Source organism: Actinoplanes subglobosus (assembly GCF_042650585.1).
GTDB classification, from domain to species: Bacteria; Actinomycetota; Actinomycetes; order Mycobacteriales; family Micromonosporaceae; genus Actinoplanes; species Actinoplanes subglobosus.
This window is the reverse complement of sequence record NZ_JBHSBL010000027.1, coordinates 18,121-35,094: the sequence shown is the minus strand read 5'-3', so window position 1 is coordinate 35,094 and position 16,974 is coordinate 18,121. Positions and strand designations below refer to the sequence as shown.

The 16,974-nt window shown below is 71.7% G+C and carries 21 protein-coding genes; 8 read left to right on the top strand and 13 right to left on the bottom strand.

All coding sequences use genetic code 11. From position 1 onward, the window contains the following. Nucleotides 1-53: 53 nt before the first annotated feature. The gene (locus ACFO0C_RS39950) at nucleotides 54-1,787 is read right to left on the bottom strand and encodes a hypothetical protein (RefSeq protein WP_378072018.1); all 1,734 of its coding nucleotides are present in this window, start codon (nucleotides 1,785-1,787) and stop codon (nucleotides 54-56) included. A 172-nt stretch (nucleotides 1,788-1,959) separates the two neighbouring features. Beyond that, entirely contained in the window at nucleotides 1,960-2,958 is a 999-nt protein-coding gene (locus tag ACFO0C_RS39945) for an NADP-dependent oxidoreductase (protein ID WP_378072017.1), read from the bottom strand. A 73-nt stretch (nucleotides 2,959-3,031) separates the two neighbouring features. Between ACFO0C_RS39945 and ACFO0C_RS39940 the strand changes: the two genes are divergently transcribed. Continuing rightward, nucleotides 3,032-3,655 (top strand): TetR/AcrR family transcriptional regulator, encoded by a 624-nt coding sequence (locus tag ACFO0C_RS39940; protein WP_378072016.1) that lies wholly within the window; start codon nucleotides 3,032-3,034, stop codon nucleotides 3,653-3,655. Nucleotides 3,656-3,676: 21 nt separating this feature from the next. Further along, on the top strand, nucleotides 3,677-4,279 hold the full coding sequence (locus ACFO0C_RS39935; protein WP_378072015.1) for an NADPH-dependent F420 reductase: 603 nt from the start codon (nucleotides 3,677-3,679) through the stop codon (nucleotides 4,277-4,279). A 21-nt stretch (nucleotides 4,280-4,300) separates the two neighbouring features. Here the strand turns inward: ACFO0C_RS39935 and ACFO0C_RS39930 are convergent, their stop codons facing one another. Beyond that, nucleotides 4,301-4,513 (bottom strand): hypothetical protein, encoded by a 213-nt coding sequence (locus tag ACFO0C_RS39930; RefSeq protein ID WP_378072014.1) that lies wholly within the window; start codon nucleotides 4,511-4,513, stop codon nucleotides 4,301-4,303. A gap of 42 nt (nucleotides 4,514-4,555) precedes the next feature. Continuing rightward, nucleotides 4,556-5,389 (bottom strand): universal stress protein, encoded by an 834-nt coding sequence (locus tag ACFO0C_RS39925; RefSeq protein WP_378072013.1) that lies wholly within the window; start codon nucleotides 5,387-5,389, stop codon nucleotides 4,556-4,558. 107 nt (nucleotides 5,390-5,496) lie between these two features. On the opposite strand from ACFO0C_RS39925, the gene ACFO0C_RS39920 reads away from it, so the two are divergent. From ACFO0C_RS39920 to ACFO0C_RS39910, 3 genes are read left to right on the top strand one after another with little or no spacing between them, the layout of a single operon-like run. Next, complete coding sequence (locus tag ACFO0C_RS39920; RefSeq protein ID WP_378072012.1) at nucleotides 5,497-5,814, top strand: ArsR/SmtB family transcription factor; 318 nt, start codon at nucleotides 5,497-5,499, stop codon at nucleotides 5,812-5,814. Beyond that, nucleotides 5,811-6,299, top strand: a complete 489-nt coding sequence (locus tag ACFO0C_RS39915; RefSeq protein WP_378072011.1) for an SRPBCC family protein — start codon at nucleotides 5,811-5,813, stop codon at nucleotides 6,297-6,299. Before ACFO0C_RS39920 ends, ACFO0C_RS39915 begins: the two co-directional genes overlap by 4 nt. Nucleotides 6,300-6,343: 44 nt before the next feature. After that, nucleotides 6,344-7,498 carry a methyl-accepting chemotaxis protein gene (locus ACFO0C_RS39910; RefSeq protein ID WP_378072010.1) on the top strand — a complete coding sequence of 385 codons (1,155 nt, stop codon included), beginning with the start codon at nucleotides 6,344-6,346 and terminating at the stop codon, nucleotides 7,496-7,498. On the opposite strand, the gene ACFO0C_RS39905 is transcribed toward ACFO0C_RS39910, so the two are convergent. The 7 genes from ACFO0C_RS39905 to ACFO0C_RS39875 form a co-directional block, all read right to left on the bottom strand. Continuing rightward, nucleotides 7,495-8,169 carry a DUF6766 family protein gene (locus ACFO0C_RS39905; RefSeq protein WP_378072009.1) on the bottom strand — a complete coding sequence of 225 codons (675 nt, stop codon included), beginning with the start codon at nucleotides 8,167-8,169 and terminating at the stop codon, nucleotides 7,495-7,497. The two genes, ACFO0C_RS39910 and ACFO0C_RS39905, sit on opposite strands and share 4 nt — an antisense overlap. 84 nt (nucleotides 8,170-8,253) lie before the next feature. Next, the gene (locus ACFO0C_RS39900; RefSeq protein ID WP_378072008.1) at nucleotides 8,254-8,634 is read right to left on the bottom strand and encodes a hypothetical protein; all 381 of its coding nucleotides are present in this window, start codon (nucleotides 8,632-8,634) and stop codon (nucleotides 8,254-8,256) included. Between the two features lie 30 nt (nucleotides 8,635-8,664). Next, a complete protein-coding gene (locus tag ACFO0C_RS39895) occupies nucleotides 8,665-9,273 on the bottom strand; it encodes a TetR/AcrR family transcriptional regulator (protein WP_378072007.1) in 609 nt (202 codons plus the stop codon). Between the two features lie 27 nt (nucleotides 9,274-9,300). Further along, nucleotides 9,301-10,029 (bottom strand): ABC transporter permease, encoded by a 729-nt coding sequence (locus tag ACFO0C_RS39890; RefSeq protein WP_378072006.1) that lies wholly within the window; start codon nucleotides 10,027-10,029, stop codon nucleotides 9,301-9,303. Next, complete coding sequence (locus ACFO0C_RS39885) at nucleotides 10,026-10,751, bottom strand: ABC transporter ATP-binding protein (RefSeq protein WP_378072005.1); 726 nt, start codon at nucleotides 10,749-10,751, stop codon at nucleotides 10,026-10,028. The genes ACFO0C_RS39890 and ACFO0C_RS39885 overlap by 4 nt, the downstream gene beginning before the upstream one ends. A gap of 75 nt (nucleotides 10,752-10,826) precedes the next feature. Then, nucleotides 10,827-11,459, bottom strand: coding sequence for a phosphoribosyltransferase (locus tag ACFO0C_RS39880; protein WP_378072004.1), 633 nt, complete (start codon nucleotides 11,457-11,459; stop codon nucleotides 10,827-10,829). Between the two features lie 5 nt (nucleotides 11,460-11,464). Next, the gene (locus ACFO0C_RS39875) at nucleotides 11,465-12,118 is read right to left on the bottom strand and encodes a dienelactone hydrolase family protein (protein ID WP_378072003.1); all 654 of its coding nucleotides are present in this window, start codon (nucleotides 12,116-12,118) and stop codon (nucleotides 11,465-11,467) included. A gap of 152 nt (nucleotides 12,119-12,270) precedes the next feature. Between ACFO0C_RS39875 and ACFO0C_RS39870 the strand changes: the two genes are divergently transcribed. Next, the gene (locus ACFO0C_RS39870) at nucleotides 12,271-12,672 is read left to right on the top strand and encodes a hypothetical protein (protein WP_378072002.1); all 402 of its coding nucleotides are present in this window, start codon (nucleotides 12,271-12,273) and stop codon (nucleotides 12,670-12,672) included. Here ACFO0C_RS39870 and ACFO0C_RS39865 read toward each other — a convergent pair. Next, nucleotides 12,669-13,376 carry a GAF and ANTAR domain-containing protein gene (locus ACFO0C_RS39865; RefSeq protein ID WP_378072130.1) on the bottom strand — a complete coding sequence of 236 codons (708 nt, stop codon included), beginning with the start codon at nucleotides 13,374-13,376 and terminating at the stop codon, nucleotides 12,669-12,671. The genes ACFO0C_RS39870 and ACFO0C_RS39865 overlap by 4 nt on opposite strands. Before the next feature lie 199 nt (nucleotides 13,377-13,575). On the opposite strand from ACFO0C_RS39865, the gene ACFO0C_RS39860 reads away from it, so the two are divergent. Then, nucleotides 13,576-14,265, top strand: coding sequence for a GAF and ANTAR domain-containing protein (locus tag ACFO0C_RS39860; RefSeq protein ID WP_378072001.1), 690 nt, complete (start codon nucleotides 13,576-13,578; stop codon nucleotides 14,263-14,265). Nucleotides 14,266-14,407: 142 nt separating this feature from the next. Next, nucleotides 14,408-15,904, top strand: a complete 1,497-nt coding sequence (locus ACFO0C_RS39855; protein ID WP_378072000.1) for a family 43 glycosylhydrolase — start codon at nucleotides 14,408-14,410, stop codon at nucleotides 15,902-15,904. Between the two features lie 167 nt (nucleotides 15,905-16,071). Here ACFO0C_RS39855 and ACFO0C_RS39850 read toward each other — a convergent pair whose 3' ends face one another. Beyond that, a complete protein-coding gene (locus tag ACFO0C_RS39850) occupies nucleotides 16,072-16,929 on the bottom strand; it encodes a PrsW family intramembrane metalloprotease (RefSeq protein ID WP_378071999.1) in 858 nt (285 codons plus the stop codon). Between the last annotated feature and the right edge of the window lie 45 nt (nucleotides 16,930-16,974).

Genomic DNA, 16,974 nt, shown 5'->3' with positions numbered 1-16,974 from the left:
GGGTTTTCCGGGTTAATCCGACGTATCCGGTCAAGAAAGGCGTCCGGGAGGGGTCACTCCCAGGTCGGGACCCACCATTGCCAGCCCGCCGGAGCCAGCGGCCAGGACGGATCGGGACGCCAGCCGTCGGGCGGGTACCACCCCTCCGGGGGCTGCGGCCAGCCGGGCGGAACCATGAACCGGATGCCGGTCGGGGCAGCCGGGATGGGCGCGTGCTGATTGCCCTCGCCCGGTGCGGGTGAGACCGGCGCGGGTGAGACCGGCGCGGGTGAAACCGGGACGGGTGAAACCGTTGCCGGTGCGACCGTTGCCGGTGCGCCCGGTGCGGGTGAGACCGGGGCCGGGGAGACCGGGGACAACCCGGCCAGCGCGCCCGAGTTCGCCTTCACCACGGCGGCCAGCGCCGGGATGACGGTGGTCTCGGCGATCGCGAGCTGCTCCTGGGCGTCGAAATGCGGCGACAGTGGTGCCGGCGACGGTGGTGCCGGCGGCGCCGGGCTGACCGGGCGGACACCGGCCGGCGCCTCGGCGAGTCCGTCGGTCTGCCGGACCGGGATGGTGACCGGCGGCTCGAAACGGGACCCGGACACGTAGGGGGTCGAGGAACTCCCGCGGTTCCAGGCCGGCGGGCTCGCGTTGTTCCAGGCCGGTGGGCTCGCGTTGTTCCAGGCCGGAGCGCCGGGAACGGCCGGGGAGACCGGCAGGCCGGACGGCGGCAGCGGGGCCACCGCGGGCATCGCCGACGGCGGCGAGGCCCAGCTGGGCAGCGCGTCGGCCGGGGCCACCCAGTTCGGCACCAGGCCGCCGGAGGCCGGGCCGCCGGTCATCAGGCCGCCGGGCATGCTCATCCCGGGCACCGCGGAGGCGCCCGCCGCGGCCGGCGCGAGCGGCGCCGACGGCGAGACCGGGGCGATCGGGGACGAGACCGGGATGGGGCCCGGCGTGGCCGGTCCCGTGCTGGCCACGCCGGGTCCCGGAACGCTCGCCGTGCCCCGGCCGGCCGACGGCGGGGCGGCCGGGCGGCTCGGGCCGGCCTGCCAGCTCTCCGGCAGGTCCTGGACACGGGCGATGTAGAGCATGACCTCGCTCTTGCCTCCGTTGCCCTTGATCACGGCGCGGGCCGCGGTGACCAGGCCACGCTCGGCAAGGTGCCGCAGCACCGGGGAGAGCTCGCCGCTCATCTTGGGGCTGAGGTCACCGACGCGGGTGTCGCCGATCCGCACCTCGACCAGGTGGTCGGCGGTCTCGTGCAACGTCACGTACGCCCAGCACTCGCCCTCCTGGCGCAGCAGCGGGATGAGCGCGTCGAGGTTCTGCTGCTGGCCGACGACCTGTACGGCCGAGCCGGACGGCAGCAGGCGGTGCTCCTGGACCGGGGCCTGGTTGGCCGGGACCAGCATGTGCGGCTCGGCGAGGTCGAGGCGGATGGTGCCGTCGAACGCGGCGGGGCGGCCGTCGGCGGCACCCCACTCACGGCCGGTGATCCGGGCGTTGACCTCGGGGAGCAGGCCACGGTTGGTGAGCGCGGTGAGCGCGGTGACGTAGCGGGCGGCCTCGGGGCGGGGAAGGTGGCCCAGCAGGGCACTTCCGGACCAGACTCCGACGGCGTTACGGTCGTGGCGGTTGTTGCGGTCCGGGATGAGCTGCACGGTGATGTTTATGTCGGTGCCCCGCGGGTCGAAGTCGCTGCCGAAGAGAGCACGTATCGCCTTCGCGTAGTGCGTCTCGCCGACCACCTCGGCACTAGCCCAGCCCGCTTGTCCCCAGAGGGGGAACCGATTCGCCACACGGGAACGCTAGTGTCTGCTTTCCGTCAGTCACCTCACCCGTACGGTTGACGGCGATCATCCGTACGTTCCGTATCCGGTCCGCTCGCGAGAGCTACTGAGTTACCGTTCAGTTCCAGGAGATACCCGGCGACCCGTACGAAAAGGTCGCCGGGGGCACCTCAAGCCCTGGTTAACGCAGCTTGACCGCCATCTTGCCGGTGTTCTCACCGCGGAGCAGACCGAGGAACGCGTCCGGCGCGTTCTCCAGACCCTCGACGATCGTCTCGCGGGCGGTGATCTGACCGGAGCGGAGCCAGCCGCCGACCTCGGCCACGAAATCGGGCATCCGGTGCGAGTGGTTGCCGACCAGGAAGCCGCGGAGATTGATCTCCTTGCCGATGGCGGAGGCCAGGTTGCGCGGCGCGGCCGGCGGAGCGGTGTCGTTGTACTGAGCGATGGCGCCGCACATCGCGATCCGCCCGTACTTGTTCATCACGCTGATCGCGGCCTCCAGGTGGTCGCCCCCGACGTTGTCGAAGTAGACGTCGATCCCGTCCGGAGCGGCCGCCTTCAGCTGGTCACGGACCGGCGCGTCCTTGTAGTTGAACGCCGCGTCGAAGCCCAGGTCGTCGATCAGGTGACGGGCCTTGCCGGCGGAACCGGCACTGCCGATCACCCGCTTCGCCCCGCGCAGCCGGGCGATCTGGCCGGCCACGCTGCCCACCGCGCCGGCCGCGCCGGAGACGAAGACCGTGTCGCCCTCGCGGAACTGCGCGATGTCGAGCAGCCCGGCGTACGCGGTGAGCCCGGTCATGCCGAGCAGGCCGAGATAGGCCGACAGGGACGGGGCCGCGGCCGGGTCGACCACGCGCACCCGCTCGGCGTCGGACACCGCGAACTCGCGCCATCCCAGACCGTGCACGACGTGGGCGCCGACCGGGACGGACTCCGCGTGGGAGGCGACGACCTCGCCCACCGCGCCGCCGTCGAGCGGCTCACCGACCTGGAACGGCGGCATGTAGGACTTCACATCGTTCATCCGGCCGCGCATGTAGGGGTCGACGGACATGTAGAGGTTGCGGATCAGCACCTGGCCGGGACCGGGCTCGGGAACCGCGGTCTCGGCGACCTCGAACGTCTCGGCGGTGGGCCAGCCGACGGGGCGGGCGGCGAGGCGGATCTCTTTCATCGGATCTCCCAACAAGTCGTCGTTGCTTTTCGACAGTACGTCGAAAAAATCGACACCGCGTTAAAGTGTCCGGATGAGCACACCTCCGTCTCCGGGCAGGCGCCGTGGCCCGAGCAAGGGCGACCGCCGGGAGCGGGCGATCCTGGAGACGGCGCGCGAGCTGCTGGCCCGCAAGCCGCTCGCCGACATCACCATCGACGAGCTGGCGGCGGGTGCCGAGATCTCCCGGTCCAGTTTCTACTTCTACTTCGACTCGAAGCTGTCGGTGCTCGTCGCCCTCCTGGACGGGATGGCCGGCGAGCTGGGCCGCGACGCCGGCCCCTGGCTGGACGGCTCCGGCCCCGACACGGCGGCGCTGCGCGAGGCCCTGCTCCCGCTCGCCCGGCTCTGGCGCGAGCACGGGCGGATGCTGGCCGGGGCACTGGCCGCCGCCCCGGGCTGCCCGCCGCTGGCGCAGTGGCGCGAGAGCCTGCGCTCGGCCCATGTGGACCGGCTGGCCGCCCGCATCGCCCGGGACCGCGCGGCGGGCCTGGCACCGGCCGGCCCGGCGCCGCACGTGCTGGCCGGCCTGATCGACGATCTGCGCACCGGCGCGCTGGCCGGGAGCACCGATCCGGAGGCGCTGGTGGACGACCTGGTCACCGTCGAGTTGCGGATGATCTACGGTGATTTGCCGATTCACCACCCGGGCGAGTGATCGCGGGGGCACCCTGAGGACATGCGTATCGGTGTCATTGGAGCAGGTCAGCTCGGCGGCACACTCGCGCGGTGGTGCGTCGAGAGCGGGCACGACGTCGCGATCACGTCGCGGCATCCGGAGCGCCTGCGGGCCGAGATGGACGGCGAGACGATGCGGATCATGTCGATCCCGCAGGCGGCGGCCTTCGGTGACGTGGTGATCTTCAGCCCGAACTGGTCGTCGGCGAACGAGGCGGTGGATCTCACCCGCGGCGTGATCGCTGACAAGGTGGTGATCGACGCGACCAACCCGGACGTCCCCGACGACATCTCCGGGCTGGAGACGCTGATCGACCGGGCGCCCGAGGCGCACTGGGTGAAGGCGTTCAACACGGTCTCGACCGAGGTGCTCAGCCGGCGGCGGTGGCACGACCCGCTGCTCACCGAGTACGTGTGCAGCGACGACCGGGAGGCACGTGAGGCCGCGTCGATGATCATCCGGGATCTGGGGTTCGCGCCGGTCTACGCCGGCGGGGCGCACGCCGCCCTGCTCACCGAGACCGGCGGCCCGTTGCGGATGCGCGAGGTCGACGTGAAGGACGCCACCGACGTGCTCGCCGAGGCGCTGGCCGTTCTGCACTGAGACGGCGCCGGGTACGGCCGGTCAGATCAGCACGTCCACGATGCCCGGTGGGGTCATCCGCGCGATGGCGTCCCGGCTCTCCAGGACCGCGGCCCGGTCGGCGCTCAGTGCCGGGTCCTTGACACCGGTCATGACGTCGGCCGCCAGCCGGTTGCAGTCCTCGCGGAGCCGCAGCCAGGCGGCATGGGTCTCCCAGGCCGAGGGCGCCTGTGACGTTCCGATACTGATGGTCATCGTGGGGCCTCCGTGATGATCTCGCGGGGTTGCGGGCCCCGACTATCGGCCGGCCACCCCCGCGCTGAAGGAAACCGGGGGCACCAGCAGCACCGGGCTCTGCCCCGGGCCCGGCACACCGCGGACCAGTTCGGCGAACCATCCGCGCTGCCCGGCCGCGGCGATCAGCAGCCGCCCACGGCGCGAGGCACGGCCCAGGGTGTACGCCAGCTCCGGCTCCGCCACCACGAGAGGCTCCACCTGGACCCGTGGATAGCGGACGGCCCATCCGGCGAGCAGTTCGGTCAGCTGGCGCCGGGCCTGTCGTCCGTCCTGGCCGCCGCCGGGCTGCCAGACCCGTACCGCGACCAGGCGGGCCCCGGCGAGATCGGCCTCCTCGAAGGCACACCGCACCGCCGGGGCCGGACCGTCCGGCCCGGCGACCGCGAGCACGACCGGCCCGGTGCGCAGCCCGGCGCCGCGCTGCACGAGGAGCGGGCTGCGGCTGTGCCGGGCCAGGTAGGCGGCGGTGGAACCCCAGCCGGGCCGGCCGGGCCCCTCGTCGCGGCGGCCGATCACCACCAGTGAGGCGGTCTCGGAGTGCTCGGCCAGGATCCCGGCCGGGCTGCCGGTGACGAGCTCGGCGCGGACGGGCAGCCAGGGTGCGCGCTGCCGGGCGCGACGGGTGGCCGCGTCCAGCAGACGCCGGCCGTCGGTCTCGCCGGGCACCGGGCCACGGCACCGGTAGCGGCCGGTGTACTGCCCCGGCCAGACGTGCAGGACATGGAGGGGTACGCCGCGCCGGGCCGCCTCGTCGGCGGCCAGGTCGAGGGTGACGGGGTGGGTGCGGGAGCCGTCGACGGCGGCCACCACGGGCTGAGCTTCGGAGGTCCGCATGTTCGGACGGTAGTTCCGGCGTCACCTCCGGCGGCACGGCCGTTGGTCGGTCCCGTCCGGGTACTTCGGGTTGCCGGGGACGGGGAAGGCGTCTAACGTACAACCACATGGTTGTAGATGCGGACCTCGTCTTCCACGCGCTGGCGGACGCGACCCGGCGCGACATCCTCACCCGGGTGATCCGTTCCGGTCAGTCCGTGTCGGAGCTGGCCCGGGCGTACCCGATGAGTTTCGCCGCCGTGCAGAAACACGTCGCGGTGCTGGAGCGGGCGGCCCTGGTGCGCAAGACCCGGCGCGGGAGGGAGCAGATCGTGCACGGGGAGGTCGAGGCGCTGCGCCGGGTGGCACGCCTGCTGGACGGGTACGAGGAACTCTGGCGGCAGCGGGCCGCCGGGATCGACCGGATTCTCGAGGAGGAGCAATGACGGTCATCAGCTCACAGAAGGACGTCGGCGCGCTGACGCTGACGTTCGTCGCCGAGTTCACGGCGCCGGTGGACCGGGTCTGGCAGGTCTGGGCCGATCCACGCAAGCTGGAGCGCTGGTGGGGGCCGCCGACCTGGCCGGCCACCTTCGAGCGGTACGAGTTCAAGCCCGGCGGCGACGTGCGTTACCACATGACCGGCCCGGACGGGACCAAGGCACGGGGCTGGTGGGTGATCACCGAGATCGAGGAGCCGCACCGGCTCGAGTTCGACGACGGTTTCGCCGACGACCAGGGCGAGCCGGCCGACCCGGAGGACGTCACGCACGCCGTGGTCACCCTGGAGGCCGTCGGCGGCGGCACGCGGATGACGACGGTGTCCACATTCCGCAGCGCCGAGCAGCTGGAACGGATGGCCGAGATGGGCATGGAGGAGGGCATGCGGCTGGCGATGGGCCAGATCGACGACCTCCTGGCGCAGGGCTGAAACGCCGCACGACGACGATCCGGCCGGGGTACGGTCTGAGCATTATGCCGAGCTGGTTGGCCCTGCTGGGGACGCTGATCGCGGTGGTGTGCGGCGCGCTCGTGGCCTTCCGGCTGGGCCGCCGGACCGCGCCCGGCCCGGGCGTCGCCGATGAGGGCCCGGCCGCGGCCGACCTCGCCGGGACCCTGCGCGAGCGTGACGCCGAGCTGGCGCGGCTGCGCGACGAACTCGAGACGCGAGCGCAGAACGCGCAGGCCCAGCAGCGCGAGCTCACCCAGCGGCTGCGGCGCCGGGCCCGGGAGGCGATCGACGACACGGCCGAGGTGATCGGCGGCAAACTCGAGGACGTGGTGGTGCAGGTCGGCGCGGCCCGGGACGCGGCGGCCGCCACCCATGAGCGGGTCACCGTCACCAGCGACGCGGCCAACGCCCTGGTCCAGCGGGCGCACAGTGCCGACGAGGCGGCCACCGCGCTCAACGACAGCCTGCGGCAGGTCGCCGGGATCGCCAGCGTGATCTCCGGGATCGCCTCGCAGACCCGGCTGCTGGCGCTGAACGCGACGATCGAGGCGGTCCGGGCCGGTGTGGCCGGCAGTGGGTTCGCGGTGGTCGCCGACGAGGTGAAGAGCCTGGCCGACACCACCGCCCGCTCGACCGAGCAGATCACCAGCACCATCGCCGCCCTCGAGTCGGACGTGGCCCAGATGGGACAGACGCTCAGCGCGATCATCTCCGACGTCGGGGACATCGAGGACGCGATGCGGCACCTCGGCGGGATCGCCGACCAGCAGCACGACATCGTCGGACGGCTGCACCGCAGTGTCGAGGCGACGATGGCCCAGATCGGCGATCTCTCCGATGTGGCCGAGCGTCTGGAACGCCGCCGCCACGACCGGCTGCGCGTCGAGGGCGCGGTCCGGCTGCAGACCGCGATCGGCCCGCAGGTCGTCGCCGACATGCTCGACCTCAGTTCGGACGGACTGGGCTGCAACATCCCGGCCGGCACCCGGATCGTCGTCGGCGACCTGGTCCGCGCCGAGTTCGCCCTCGACGGCCTGGCCGCGGCGGCTGACGCGCAGGTGGTGCGCCGGGTCGACCGCGGTAGCTCGGCCGAGATCGGCCTCCAGTTCTCCGGCGTCCCCGACCACATCCGCCACGAGATCAACCGCTTCCTGGCCCGGATCAGCGCGGAGGCCTAGCCTTCGACTCCGGTCGCGTCGTGCGGGCTGCCGACCGGCTTGGACTCCGGGGAACCACGCTGCCGGAGGTAGATCGACAGGATCACCATCGAGGCGACGGCCAGCAGCTCGGACTGCCAGTTCTGCAGGGTGCGGTTCCAGAAGTCCGGCTCGGTCAGGTACTCCGCCCAGGTGACCGGTTCCTGCAGGTCGCGCAGCTGCCGCTCGTTGAAGGCGGCCGCCCCGGCGATCGACTGGGTGAGCCACGACGCGACGAAGAGCAGGCCCATCACGATGCCGAGCGAGTTCGACAGCAGCATGCGGCGCAGCCCGCCGGCCCGGGCCCATACCGGTGACCCGTCGGTGGCGTACGGCCCGACCTTCTGTTTCTCGTCGGACTCCCGGCCCTGCTCCCCCGGCTTCTTGGACTCCGGCGAGCCGCGCTGCACCAGCCACACGGTCAGGAAGATGTAGAGGAAGAACTGCAGGTACTCGGACTGCCAGTTCTCGGCCACGTCGGCGGCGAACGACGCCGAGGTGAGGTAGCGGCCGAGCGATATCGGCTCCATGCCGGACGCCAGTTGCTGCTGGTTGAAGTCGGCGTGCCCGGCGAAGGCCTGCGCGACCAGCACGACCAGGAACAGCACGCCGAAGACCAGGCCGAGCGAGTTGTCCCGCCAGAATCGCCTCATCGGTGCAGCACCCCCAGCGTGGCGAAGTACAGCAGACCGGCGGTCACCACGAACAGGAGCAGCAGGTACTGGAAGCGCATCGGGTCACCCGCCCTGGACCGCGCAGTCGTAGGGACGTTCGCCGCGGGGCTCGCAACCGGCGGCCACCACCCGCCAGCCGTCCGGGAACGCGGCGAGGAACACCGTGTCGCCGGCGAACCTCACCAGCGCGCGCTGGCCGTACACCTGCGCATCGGCCTGATCGGACGGCGCGGTGAGCGCCTCGCCCACGATGCCCTCCGCACACGGCGCGTCGATCTGGGCCTCGGTCTCCGGAGCGAGGACGCCGCAGGCGGCCGGCCCGTCACCGTCCGCGACCGCCTGGAGGAACCGCCGGGCGGTCTGCTCGGCGGCGTCCGAACGCTGCTCGACCGGCGCGCACCCGGTCAGGAGCAGCGCCGACATCACCACCGTCGTCCATCGCACGCAGCGCTGCATGCCCCCGCCGGGCCGGTTTCATGCCGGGAAGACGCCGGGAAGGTCGCCCGTCAGGTAGCGCTGCACCGCCGGGCCGACCGCCGCGACCAGCGTCTCCGTCGGGGCGGAGGCCAGCGGCTCCACCTTGATCACGTAGCGGGCCAGGGCCAGGCCGACCAGGTGGCTGGCGGCCAGGGTGATCCGCAGGTGTGCCTCCGCCGGGTCGAGGTCCAGCCGGGACACGGCCCGGCGCAGGATCTGGGTGATGATGAACTCGCGGAACAGCTTCGTCGTCCACTCGGTGCCGACCACGGAGCGCAGCAGCGCCACCGCCGCCGCGCCGCGCGGGCCGTCCCACATGGCCAGGAAGGCCCGGACGAACCGGACCCCGATCTCGTCCCGGTCCCCCACGGCCACCTCGTTGATGATGTCGGCCGGGTCGATCGGCGAGTTCATCGTCTCCAGGAACAGCTTGTCCTTGGTGCCGAAGTAGTGGTGCACCAGCGCCGGGTCGACCCCGGCGCCGGTCGCGATGGCCCGGATCGACGCTCCGTCGTAGCCCTTCTCGGCGAACGCGCTGCGCGCCGCCGAGAGGATCGCCTCACGGGTGTCCGGGTTGCCGGGCCGGCGTCCGGTCCGTCGCACCATCGCGTCAAACTCCTTCGCTCGTACGTCCTAAGCAGTCCTGCGCCGCAGGGTGGCCGCACCGAGGATGAGCGCCACCACGATCGCGCCCACCACGACGGTGAGGTCACGCCACATGATGCCCGTCGGCTCGGAGTGCATGCCCACCTCGGTCAGCGCCTCCACGGAGTAGGACATCGGCAGCACGTTGCTGATCGCCTGCAGCCAGCCGGCCATGTCCTCGCGCGGCACGAACAGCCCGCAGAGCAGCAGCTGGGGTGCCACCACGAGCGGCATGAACTGCACCGCCTGGAACTCGGTGCGGGCGAACGCGCTGCACAGCAGGCCGAGCGCGACCCCGAGGACGGCGTTGGCGACGGCGATCAGGATGACCAGCCCGATGCTGCCGGCGGTGTGCATGTCCAGCGCCCAGTAGGCGAACCCGGCGGCGACCGCGGCCTGCGCGGTGGCCGCCACCCCGAACGCGATGCCGTAACCGAACAGCAGGTCGAGCTTGCCGACCGGGGTGGTGAACAGCCGCTCCAGGGTGCCGGTGGTGCGTTCCCGGAGCATCGCGATGCTGGTGATCAGGAACATCACGATGAACGGGAAGACGCCGAGCATGGTGAGGGCGATCCGGTCGAAGACGTGCGGCTGCCCCTCGTACATGAAGTAGATCAGGGTGATCAGCAGTGTCGGCACCACGATGATCAGCGCGATGGTGCGTGGGTCGTGCCGCAGCTGGCCGAGGATGCGTTTGACGGTGCTCGCCAGGATCACGCCGCCACCCCCTTCTCCTGCTGGCGGATCAGCTTCAGGAATGCCTGGTCCAGGTCGTCGGTGCCGGCCGACCGCTTCACCGCGGCCGGGGTGTCGTCGGCGATCAGCACACCCTCGCGGATGAGCAGTAGCCGGTCGCAGCGGTTCGCCTCGTCCATGACGTGGCTGGAGACCAGCACGGTGGCACCGTCGGCGGCGAGCCGGCGGAAGTGGTCCCACAGCTCGTCGCGCAGCACCGGGTCCTGCCCGACGGTCGGCTCGTCGAGGATCAGCACCTCGGGGCGGCTGACGATGGCGCAGGCCAGTGAGGCGCGGCTGCGCTGGCCGCCGGACAGGTCGGAGACCAGCTGGTTCCTCGCCGTGGTCAGGCCGACGGCCTCGACGGCGGCGTCGGCGTCGGCCGCCTTGAGACGGTAGAGCGAGGCGAAGTAGCGCGCGTTCTCCGCGACGGTGAGGTCGGCGTAGACGCTCGGGGCCTGGGTCAGGTAGCCGATGCTGCGGCGCAGCGGCGCCGAACCGGCCGGATGGCCGAGCACCGTGACGGTGCCGGAGGCGACGATCTGCACGCCGACGATCGCGCGCATCAGGGTGGTCTTGCCGCTGCCGCTCGGGCCGAGAAGCCCGGTGACGCTGCCTTTCGGTATGGCGCAGGAGAAGCCGTCGAGGACGGCCCTCGCTCCGCGTCGCACGACGAGGTCGCGGACCTCGATCGCGGTTTCCATGGTTCCTCCCCGGAAACTCATCAAGTGTTGAACTCAACGCTAGATGAGTTTCCGGTTCCGGGGCAAGCACCTAACTCAACACATGATGAAATTTCCCACGTCGGCATCGGTGAGCTGCTCGAAGTCCTCGTACCAGCGGCCCACGGCGTGAAACGGGTCGGGCGCACTGAGGCAGACCACCGCGTCCACCTCGCCGGCCAGGGCGTCCCGGGCCTGTGGCGCGCACACCGGGACCGCCAGGACCAGCCGGGCCGGGCCCTGCTCACGCACCCAGCGCAGCGCCGCGTGCGCGGTCACGCCGGTGGCCAGCCCGTCGTCGATCACGATCACGGTCCGGCCGGCCGGCGCCGGGGCGGGGCGGTCGCCCCGGTAGAGCCGGATCCGGCGCCGCAGCTCCTCCCGCTCGGCGGCCAGCACCCCGGCCACCCCGTGCTCGGTGACCCCGGCCCAGCGCAGATTGTCCGGGTCGTAGACCGGCGGGCCGTCCTCGGCGATCGCGCCGACCCCGAACTCCGGCCGGTCCGGCGCCCCGATCTTGCGGGCCACCACGATGTCCAGCTCGCCGCCGAGCCGTCGCGCCACCGGCCCGGCCACCGGCAGGCCACCCCGCGGCAGAGCCAGGACCAGTGGGTTCGCGTGATCACCGAAGTCCGCGGCGAGGCGTTCGGCGAGTATCCGCCCGGCCGCGGACCGGTTCGCGAAGATCATCCGACTCACCTCGTCATGGCGGCGGACAGATGCGCCGCGAACCAGTGACCCGCCTCCTCCGCCACCGTGTCCAGCGCCCCCGGCTCCTGGAACAGGTGCGTGGCACCGGGAACGATCCGCAGCTCGGCCCGGATCCGCATGGTGTTGCGGGCCTCCTCGTTGAGGTCCACCACGACGGTGTCCCGCTCCCCGACGATCAGCAGTGTCGGCGCGCGGACCTCCAGCAGGGCCGGGCCGGCCAGATCGGGACGGCCGCCGCGGGACACCACTGCGTGCACCGCTTCCGGCCGGTCGGCCGCCGCGACCAGCGCCGCCCCACCGCCGGTGCTCGCTCCGAACAGGCCGATCGGCAGCGCCGCCGTCTGCGGCTGGGCCCGCAGCCAGTCGATCAGGGCGGTCAGCCGGTCGGCCAGCAGACCGATGTCAAACCGCAGGTCGGCGATCGCGTCCTCGTCCGCCGTCAGCAGATCGGTGAGCAGCGTGGCCAGGCCGCGCCGGTTCAGCTCGGCCGCCACCTGCCGGTTGCGGGGGCTGTGCCGGGAGCTGCCGCTGCCGTGCGCGAAGAGCACCACTCCGGTGGCGTGCTCGGGGAGGGTCAGGTCGCCGTCCAGGCGCACCGGCCCGAGGTCGATCCGTTCCCGGGTCATCCACGTCGTCATCGTCCGTCCCTTCTGATCCGTTACGGGGTGTACCGGGGGACGGTTCTCCGCAGTCCGGGGATACCCGCTGGTAGGGCGGAAAACCCCTCAGCAGCACCCGTCCCGCACCGATCTGGAGAACAACGAACGCTCCACGGCCGGAGGTCCCGACCATGTCCATCCCCGGGTTGAACCCGTACCGTTCCGCGGCCACCTCGCACGTCACCGCCGCCCGCCCGGTGACCCGCGACCGCAACCAGAACGCCCGCGAGGACGCCGCCTCCCTCACCGACCGGGACCGGGAACTGATCTACCAGGCCACCGGGCAGCGCATCCGGACCGGCGAGGCGAACGCCGGCTGGATCAACTCGCTGGCCGCGGCGATCGCGGCGGACCGGGCGGCCGGCCGGCTGGGCCCGGCCCAGGAGATCACCGCGATGTACCTGAAGGACCTGTTCCGCCGGTACGACCAGAGCCCCACCGGCCGCAACCCGATAGCCGGCTACCTGGAGCCGGCGCTGCGCCACCTGGAGCAGACCGGCGCCGGCGGGGGCCGCCTCGACGTGACGGCCTAGCCGCGCTGGGTGCGCTCGACCAGGGCGGCGGCAACGTCGCGCAGTTTGCGGTTGCTGTCCTGGGAGACCCGGGTGAGCATGGCGAACGCCTCGTCCGGAGTGCACCGGTGCTCGCCCATGATGATGCCCTTGGCCTGCTCGATCACGGCACGGCTCTCCATCGCGGCCTGCATGTGCCGGGCCAGTCCGACCGTCGCGTCGTAGAGCTGGGCGTTGGTGAGGGCGACGGCCGCGTACCGGGCGAAGGTCTGTGCCAGGTTCACCGCCCCGGCGTCGAAGGCGCGTGGCGGGACACCGTAGACGTTGAGCGCGCCGTTCACCGAGTCACCGATCGGCAGGCTCAGCGACAGCACACTGCCCATGCCGGCCCGGGCCGCGTCGGCGCCCCAGCGGTGCCACCGGTCGTCGGCCGCGGTGTCCGGGACCTCGACGGTCGAGCCTGTCGTGGCCGCCTCCAGGCATGGGCCGGCGCCGCGTTCGTACTGGAGCTCGTCGAGCTGGAGCGCCGCCTCCCCGGTGTGTGCCGCGGTGGCCGCCCCACGCCCGCGCAGCAGTGTGATCGAGACCTGCGCGGCCCCGGGCAGGGTGCGCCCGGCCAGGTCCACGACCCGCGACAGGACTCCGTCGAGATCGGTCTCGCCCAGCTTGATGCGACCGAACTCCGCGAATGCGGCAGCGGTCGGGTCGTACGCCTTCAACGTCAGAGGATCCCCGCAGCGGTGCACGGGCCGCACCGGGCGGCCGTGCCTGTCGATCGAAGTCGCCCGTGGGCCGACGGCCCACGGACCCGCGCCGCTGCTTGACGCTGGCTGCGCCGGTGTCGTCGACTCCGGTCGCAGGCTGACGATATTACCGAACCCGCCGGGTGGGTTCGTACGCCCCCGACCGGGTACTCCGGTTTACTTGGACACCGTCGACGTCTTCCGTGAGCTGGGCCGCATCGATCTCGGCGGCCTCGGCCTCGACGATGTCCTGGCCCGGGTGGCCGAGCTGGCCCGGCAGGCGGTGCCGGGGGCGTTCGAGGTGTCGGTCACCCTGATCCGCGACACCGGCCCGCGCACGGTGGCCGGCACCGGTGAGCCGGCCGCGGTTCTGGACCGCTGGCAGTACCGGAACGGGCGTGGCCCGTGCCTGGACGCCGCCGCGGCCGGAACGACCATCTGTGTCGACGATGTGGCCGGGGAGCACCGGTGGCCGGGCTGGTCGGCCCATGCCGGAAGTGTCGGAGTGTGCAGCGCGCTCTCGGTGGGCCTGCCGATCCGGGATGAGGTGACCGGGGCGCTGAACATCTACGCCGCGAGCTGCCGGGCGTTCGACGGCGACGCGGTGCTGCTGGCCGAGACGTTCGCCGGGTACGCCTCGGTGGCCCTGTCCAACGCCGATCTCTTCCACTCCACGGCGTCGCTGGCCCGGCACATGCAGGCGGCGATGGAGAGCCGCGCGGTGATCGAACAGGCGAAGGGTGTCGTCATGAGCCAGCGCCGGTGCGGCCCCGAGGAGGCGTTCGCGATCCTGTCCCGGGCCTCGCAGGAGGGCAACCGGAAACTGCGCGATGTGGCGGCCTCGGTGGTGGAACGCGCGCAGCGCCCTTGACAGCATATTTGTGATCGTTAACATAACGGCAACACGTGAGTCACCGTTCCGTCTCCTCCCCACCGTCCAGGACGGATCGACGCGCCCCGCCCACCGGCGGGCACCCGCTCACCCCGCGTTCCTTTCCCCCGGAGGGACTGCCATGTCTCTTGCACGCCTCAAATCCGTCGGAGCCGTCGTCCTGCTGCTGCTCGCGGTGGCCGTCGCCGTCCAGGCCCGCTCGGCCGCACCGGCCCGGGCGGCGGCCACCTTCACCAACCCGGTCGCGTCCGCCCCCTACGGCGCCGACCCGTGGATGGGCTACTACAACGGCTACTACTACCTGGCCGCCACGACCTGGAACAACCAGATCGTCATCAAGCGCGCCACCTCGGTCGCCGCGCTGCCCGGCGCCACCGAGAACGTCGTCTTCACCGGCACCGCCACCGCCAGCTGCTGCAACGTGTGGGCGCCGTCCATGCACCGGCTCAACGGCCCCAACGGCTACCGGTGGTACTTCTACTACTCGGCCGGCACCGCGGCCTGCTGCGACGGGCAGCGCTCGTTCGTGCTGGAGAGCTCCGGCGACAACCCGCTCGGGCCGTACACGTTCAAGGGCCAGCTCAACGTGCAGGCGAACAACGGCTGGGCGATCGACGGCAGTGTGGCCACCATCAACGGGGCCAACTACTTCCTCTACTCGTCGTGGGTGGGCGACCTGCAGAGCCTGTTCATCGCACCGATGAGCAACCCGTGGACGGTCAGCGCCTACGGCACCCGGATCTCGTACCCCACCTATGACTGGGAGAAGGTCGGCGGCAACACCGAGGAGGGCCCGTACGTGCTGCAGCGTAACGGGAAGACCTTCCTCACCTTCTCGGCCAGCTCCTGCAACACCCCCGACTACAAGCTCGGCCAGCTCACCCTGACCGGCACCAACCCGCTGCTGGCCAGCGCCTGGACGAAGAAGAGCACACCGATCTTCTCCCGGTCCGACAGCAACAGCGTCTACGGCCCGGGCCACCACTCGTTCTTCACCTCGCCCGACGGCACCGAGACGTGGATGGCCTACCACGCCAACGAGACCACCGCCCAGGGTTGCGGCGGCACCCGGACCACCCGGATCAAGAAGGTCAACTTCAACAGCGACGACAGCCCCAACCTGGGTACGCCGGACAAGCTCTCGACCACCCTGACCGCCCCCTCGGGCGACCCGGGCGGCACGGTCTCGTTCCCGGTCGCCGGCACCCAGTACCGCCTGACCAACCAGGCCAGCGGCAAGGTCCTGGACGCGGTGAACTGTGGCACCGCCAACGGCACCGCGATCGACCAGTGGTCGTCGCTCGGCAACAACTGCCAGAAATGGACGTTCACGAAGACGACCAGCAACTACTACCGGATCACCAACGTGAACAGCGGGACCGTCCTCGACTCGGTCAACTGCGGCACCGCCAACGGCACGGGTCTCAACCTGTGGGCCAACCTGGGCAACTTCTGCCAGGAGTGGAGCCTGACCCCGATCAACGGCGGTTACCTGATCGCCAACCGCGGCAACGGACTGGTCCTCGACGTCACGAACTGCGGCACCGCCGACGGCGTCGCGGTCCGCCAGTGGGCCTCGCTGGGCAACGCCTGCCAGCAGTGGAACATCGCGGTCTGACCTCTGCACAGGCTCCCCGTCACCCGAAGGCGGGGAGCCGGCCGTAGACGTACGCGCACCGGCCGACACCGTCCCCGGGCTGCCCCGCGCGCCGTCTGCCCACACCGGGCCGGAGCACCTCGTGCTCCGGCCCGGCCCCGTCCCGGCGGTCAGTACGTCCCGGCCCGTCAGTAGCGGATCGGGACCCGCCACAGCGGGGCGGTGACCTCGCGGTCGGCCTGCCGGCGGACCACCGCCAGCCAGCCGATGCCGATCAGCGAGACCCCGATCAGGCCGCCCCACGACACCAGGGTGAACAGGTGCGGGTCGCCCTCGATGTCGGTGATCACCTGGGCGATGCTCTGCCAGCCGTCCCACAGGGCATGCAGGACCGAGACGCCGAGGTACGACACCAGCAGCCGCCCGGTGAACGCGAAGTGCCGCTGCCCGCTCGCCGAGAACAGCACGCCACCGAGGATCGCCGTCCACAGCCCGTGACCGACCGGCGCGAGGACACCCCGCAGCAGCTCGGTCTCGACCAGCGTCATCAGCGAGAGTCCCTGCTGGGTGAAGAGGGCGGTGAAGGCGTACCCGGCCGACTCGAACGCGGCGAACCCGAACCCGACGGCCGCGCCGAGGATCACCCCGTCGATGGCGAACTTGTGCGCCAGGCGGCGGCAGAGGAAGGCGAGGACGGCGAGTTTCGCGGCCTCCTCGATCAGGCCGACGCCGAGGAAGAACAGTGGGTTCGGGTGCAGCAGGTAGGTCTCCAGCAGCGACGCGGCGAGCACGCCGAGGACGCCTCCGGTGACGAACGTGCTGAACAGCAGTTCGGCGGTGACCTCACCGCTGTGGCGCTTGGTGAACGCCCAGAGCACGAACGTGACCGGGACGAGGAAGCTGCCGAGCAGGACCAGGGTGGGGATGAGGTTGGGGTTGCCGGTGGCGAAGGTGACGACCACCGTCAGCAGCCAGAGTGCGAAGCCGGTCAGAAAAACGCGCCGCCACAGTTTCATGTGCGCCTCCAGCGCTCGATTGGGCGGCACCCGGATACCCGTCCGGGTGCCGCCCGACGCCATGATGAGACGTAC

Excerpts from the sequence above, each read along its gene's own strand:
- ACFO0C_RS39910 (WP_378072010.1), top strand. The coding sequence starts at position 6,344 with ATGCCGAGCTGGTTGGCCCTGCTGGGGACGCTGATCGCGGTGGTGTGC.
- ACFO0C_RS39935 (WP_378072015.1), top strand. The coding sequence starts at position 3,677 with ATGCGTATCGGTGTCATTGGAGCAGGTCAGCTCGGCGGCACACTCGCG.
- ACFO0C_RS39925 (WP_378072013.1), bottom strand. The coding sequence starts at position 5,389 with ATGCGGACCTCCGAAGCTCAGCCCGTGGTGGCCGCCGTCGACGGCTCC.
- ACFO0C_RS39895 (WP_378072007.1), bottom strand. The coding sequence starts at position 9,273 with ATGGTGCGACGGACCGGACGCCGGCCCGGCAACCCGGACACCCGTGAG.
- ACFO0C_RS39940 (WP_378072016.1), top strand. The coding sequence starts at position 3,032 with ATGAGCACACCTCCGTCTCCGGGCAGGCGCCGTGGCCCGAGCAAGGGC.
- ACFO0C_RS39905 (WP_378072009.1), bottom strand. The coding sequence starts at position 8,169 with ATGAGGCGATTCTGGCGGGACAACTCGCTCGGCCTGGTCTTCGGCGTG.
- ACFO0C_RS39870 (WP_378072002.1), top strand. The coding sequence starts at position 12,271 with ATGTCCATCCCCGGGTTGAACCCGTACCGTTCCGCGGCCACCTCGCAC.
- ACFO0C_RS39945 (WP_378072017.1), bottom strand. The coding sequence starts at position 2,958 with ATGAAAGAGATCCGCCTCGCCGCCCGCCCCGTCGGCTGGCCCACCGCC.
- ACFO0C_RS39880 (WP_378072004.1), bottom strand. The coding sequence starts at position 11,459 with ATGATCTTCGCGAACCGGTCCGCGGCCGGGCGGATACTCGCCGAACGC.
- ACFO0C_RS39915 (WP_378072011.1), top strand. The coding sequence starts at position 5,811 with ATGACGGTCATCAGCTCACAGAAGGACGTCGGCGCGCTGACGCTGACG.
- ACFO0C_RS39875 (WP_378072003.1), bottom strand. The coding sequence starts at position 12,118 with ATGACGACGTGGATGACCCGGGAACGGATCGACCTCGGGCCGGTGCGC.
- ACFO0C_RS39855 (WP_378072000.1), top strand. The coding sequence starts at position 14,408 with ATGTCTCTTGCACGCCTCAAATCCGTCGGAGCCGTCGTCCTGCTGCTG.
- ACFO0C_RS39930 (WP_378072014.1), bottom strand. The coding sequence starts at position 4,513 with ATGACCATCAGTATCGGAACGTCACAGGCGCCCTCGGCCTGGGAGACC.
- ACFO0C_RS39920 (WP_378072012.1), top strand. The coding sequence starts at position 5,497 with ATGGTTGTAGATGCGGACCTCGTCTTCCACGCGCTGGCGGACGCGACC.
- ACFO0C_RS39885 (WP_378072005.1), bottom strand. The coding sequence starts at position 10,751 with ATGGAAACCGCGATCGAGGTCCGCGACCTCGTCGTGCGACGCGGAGCG.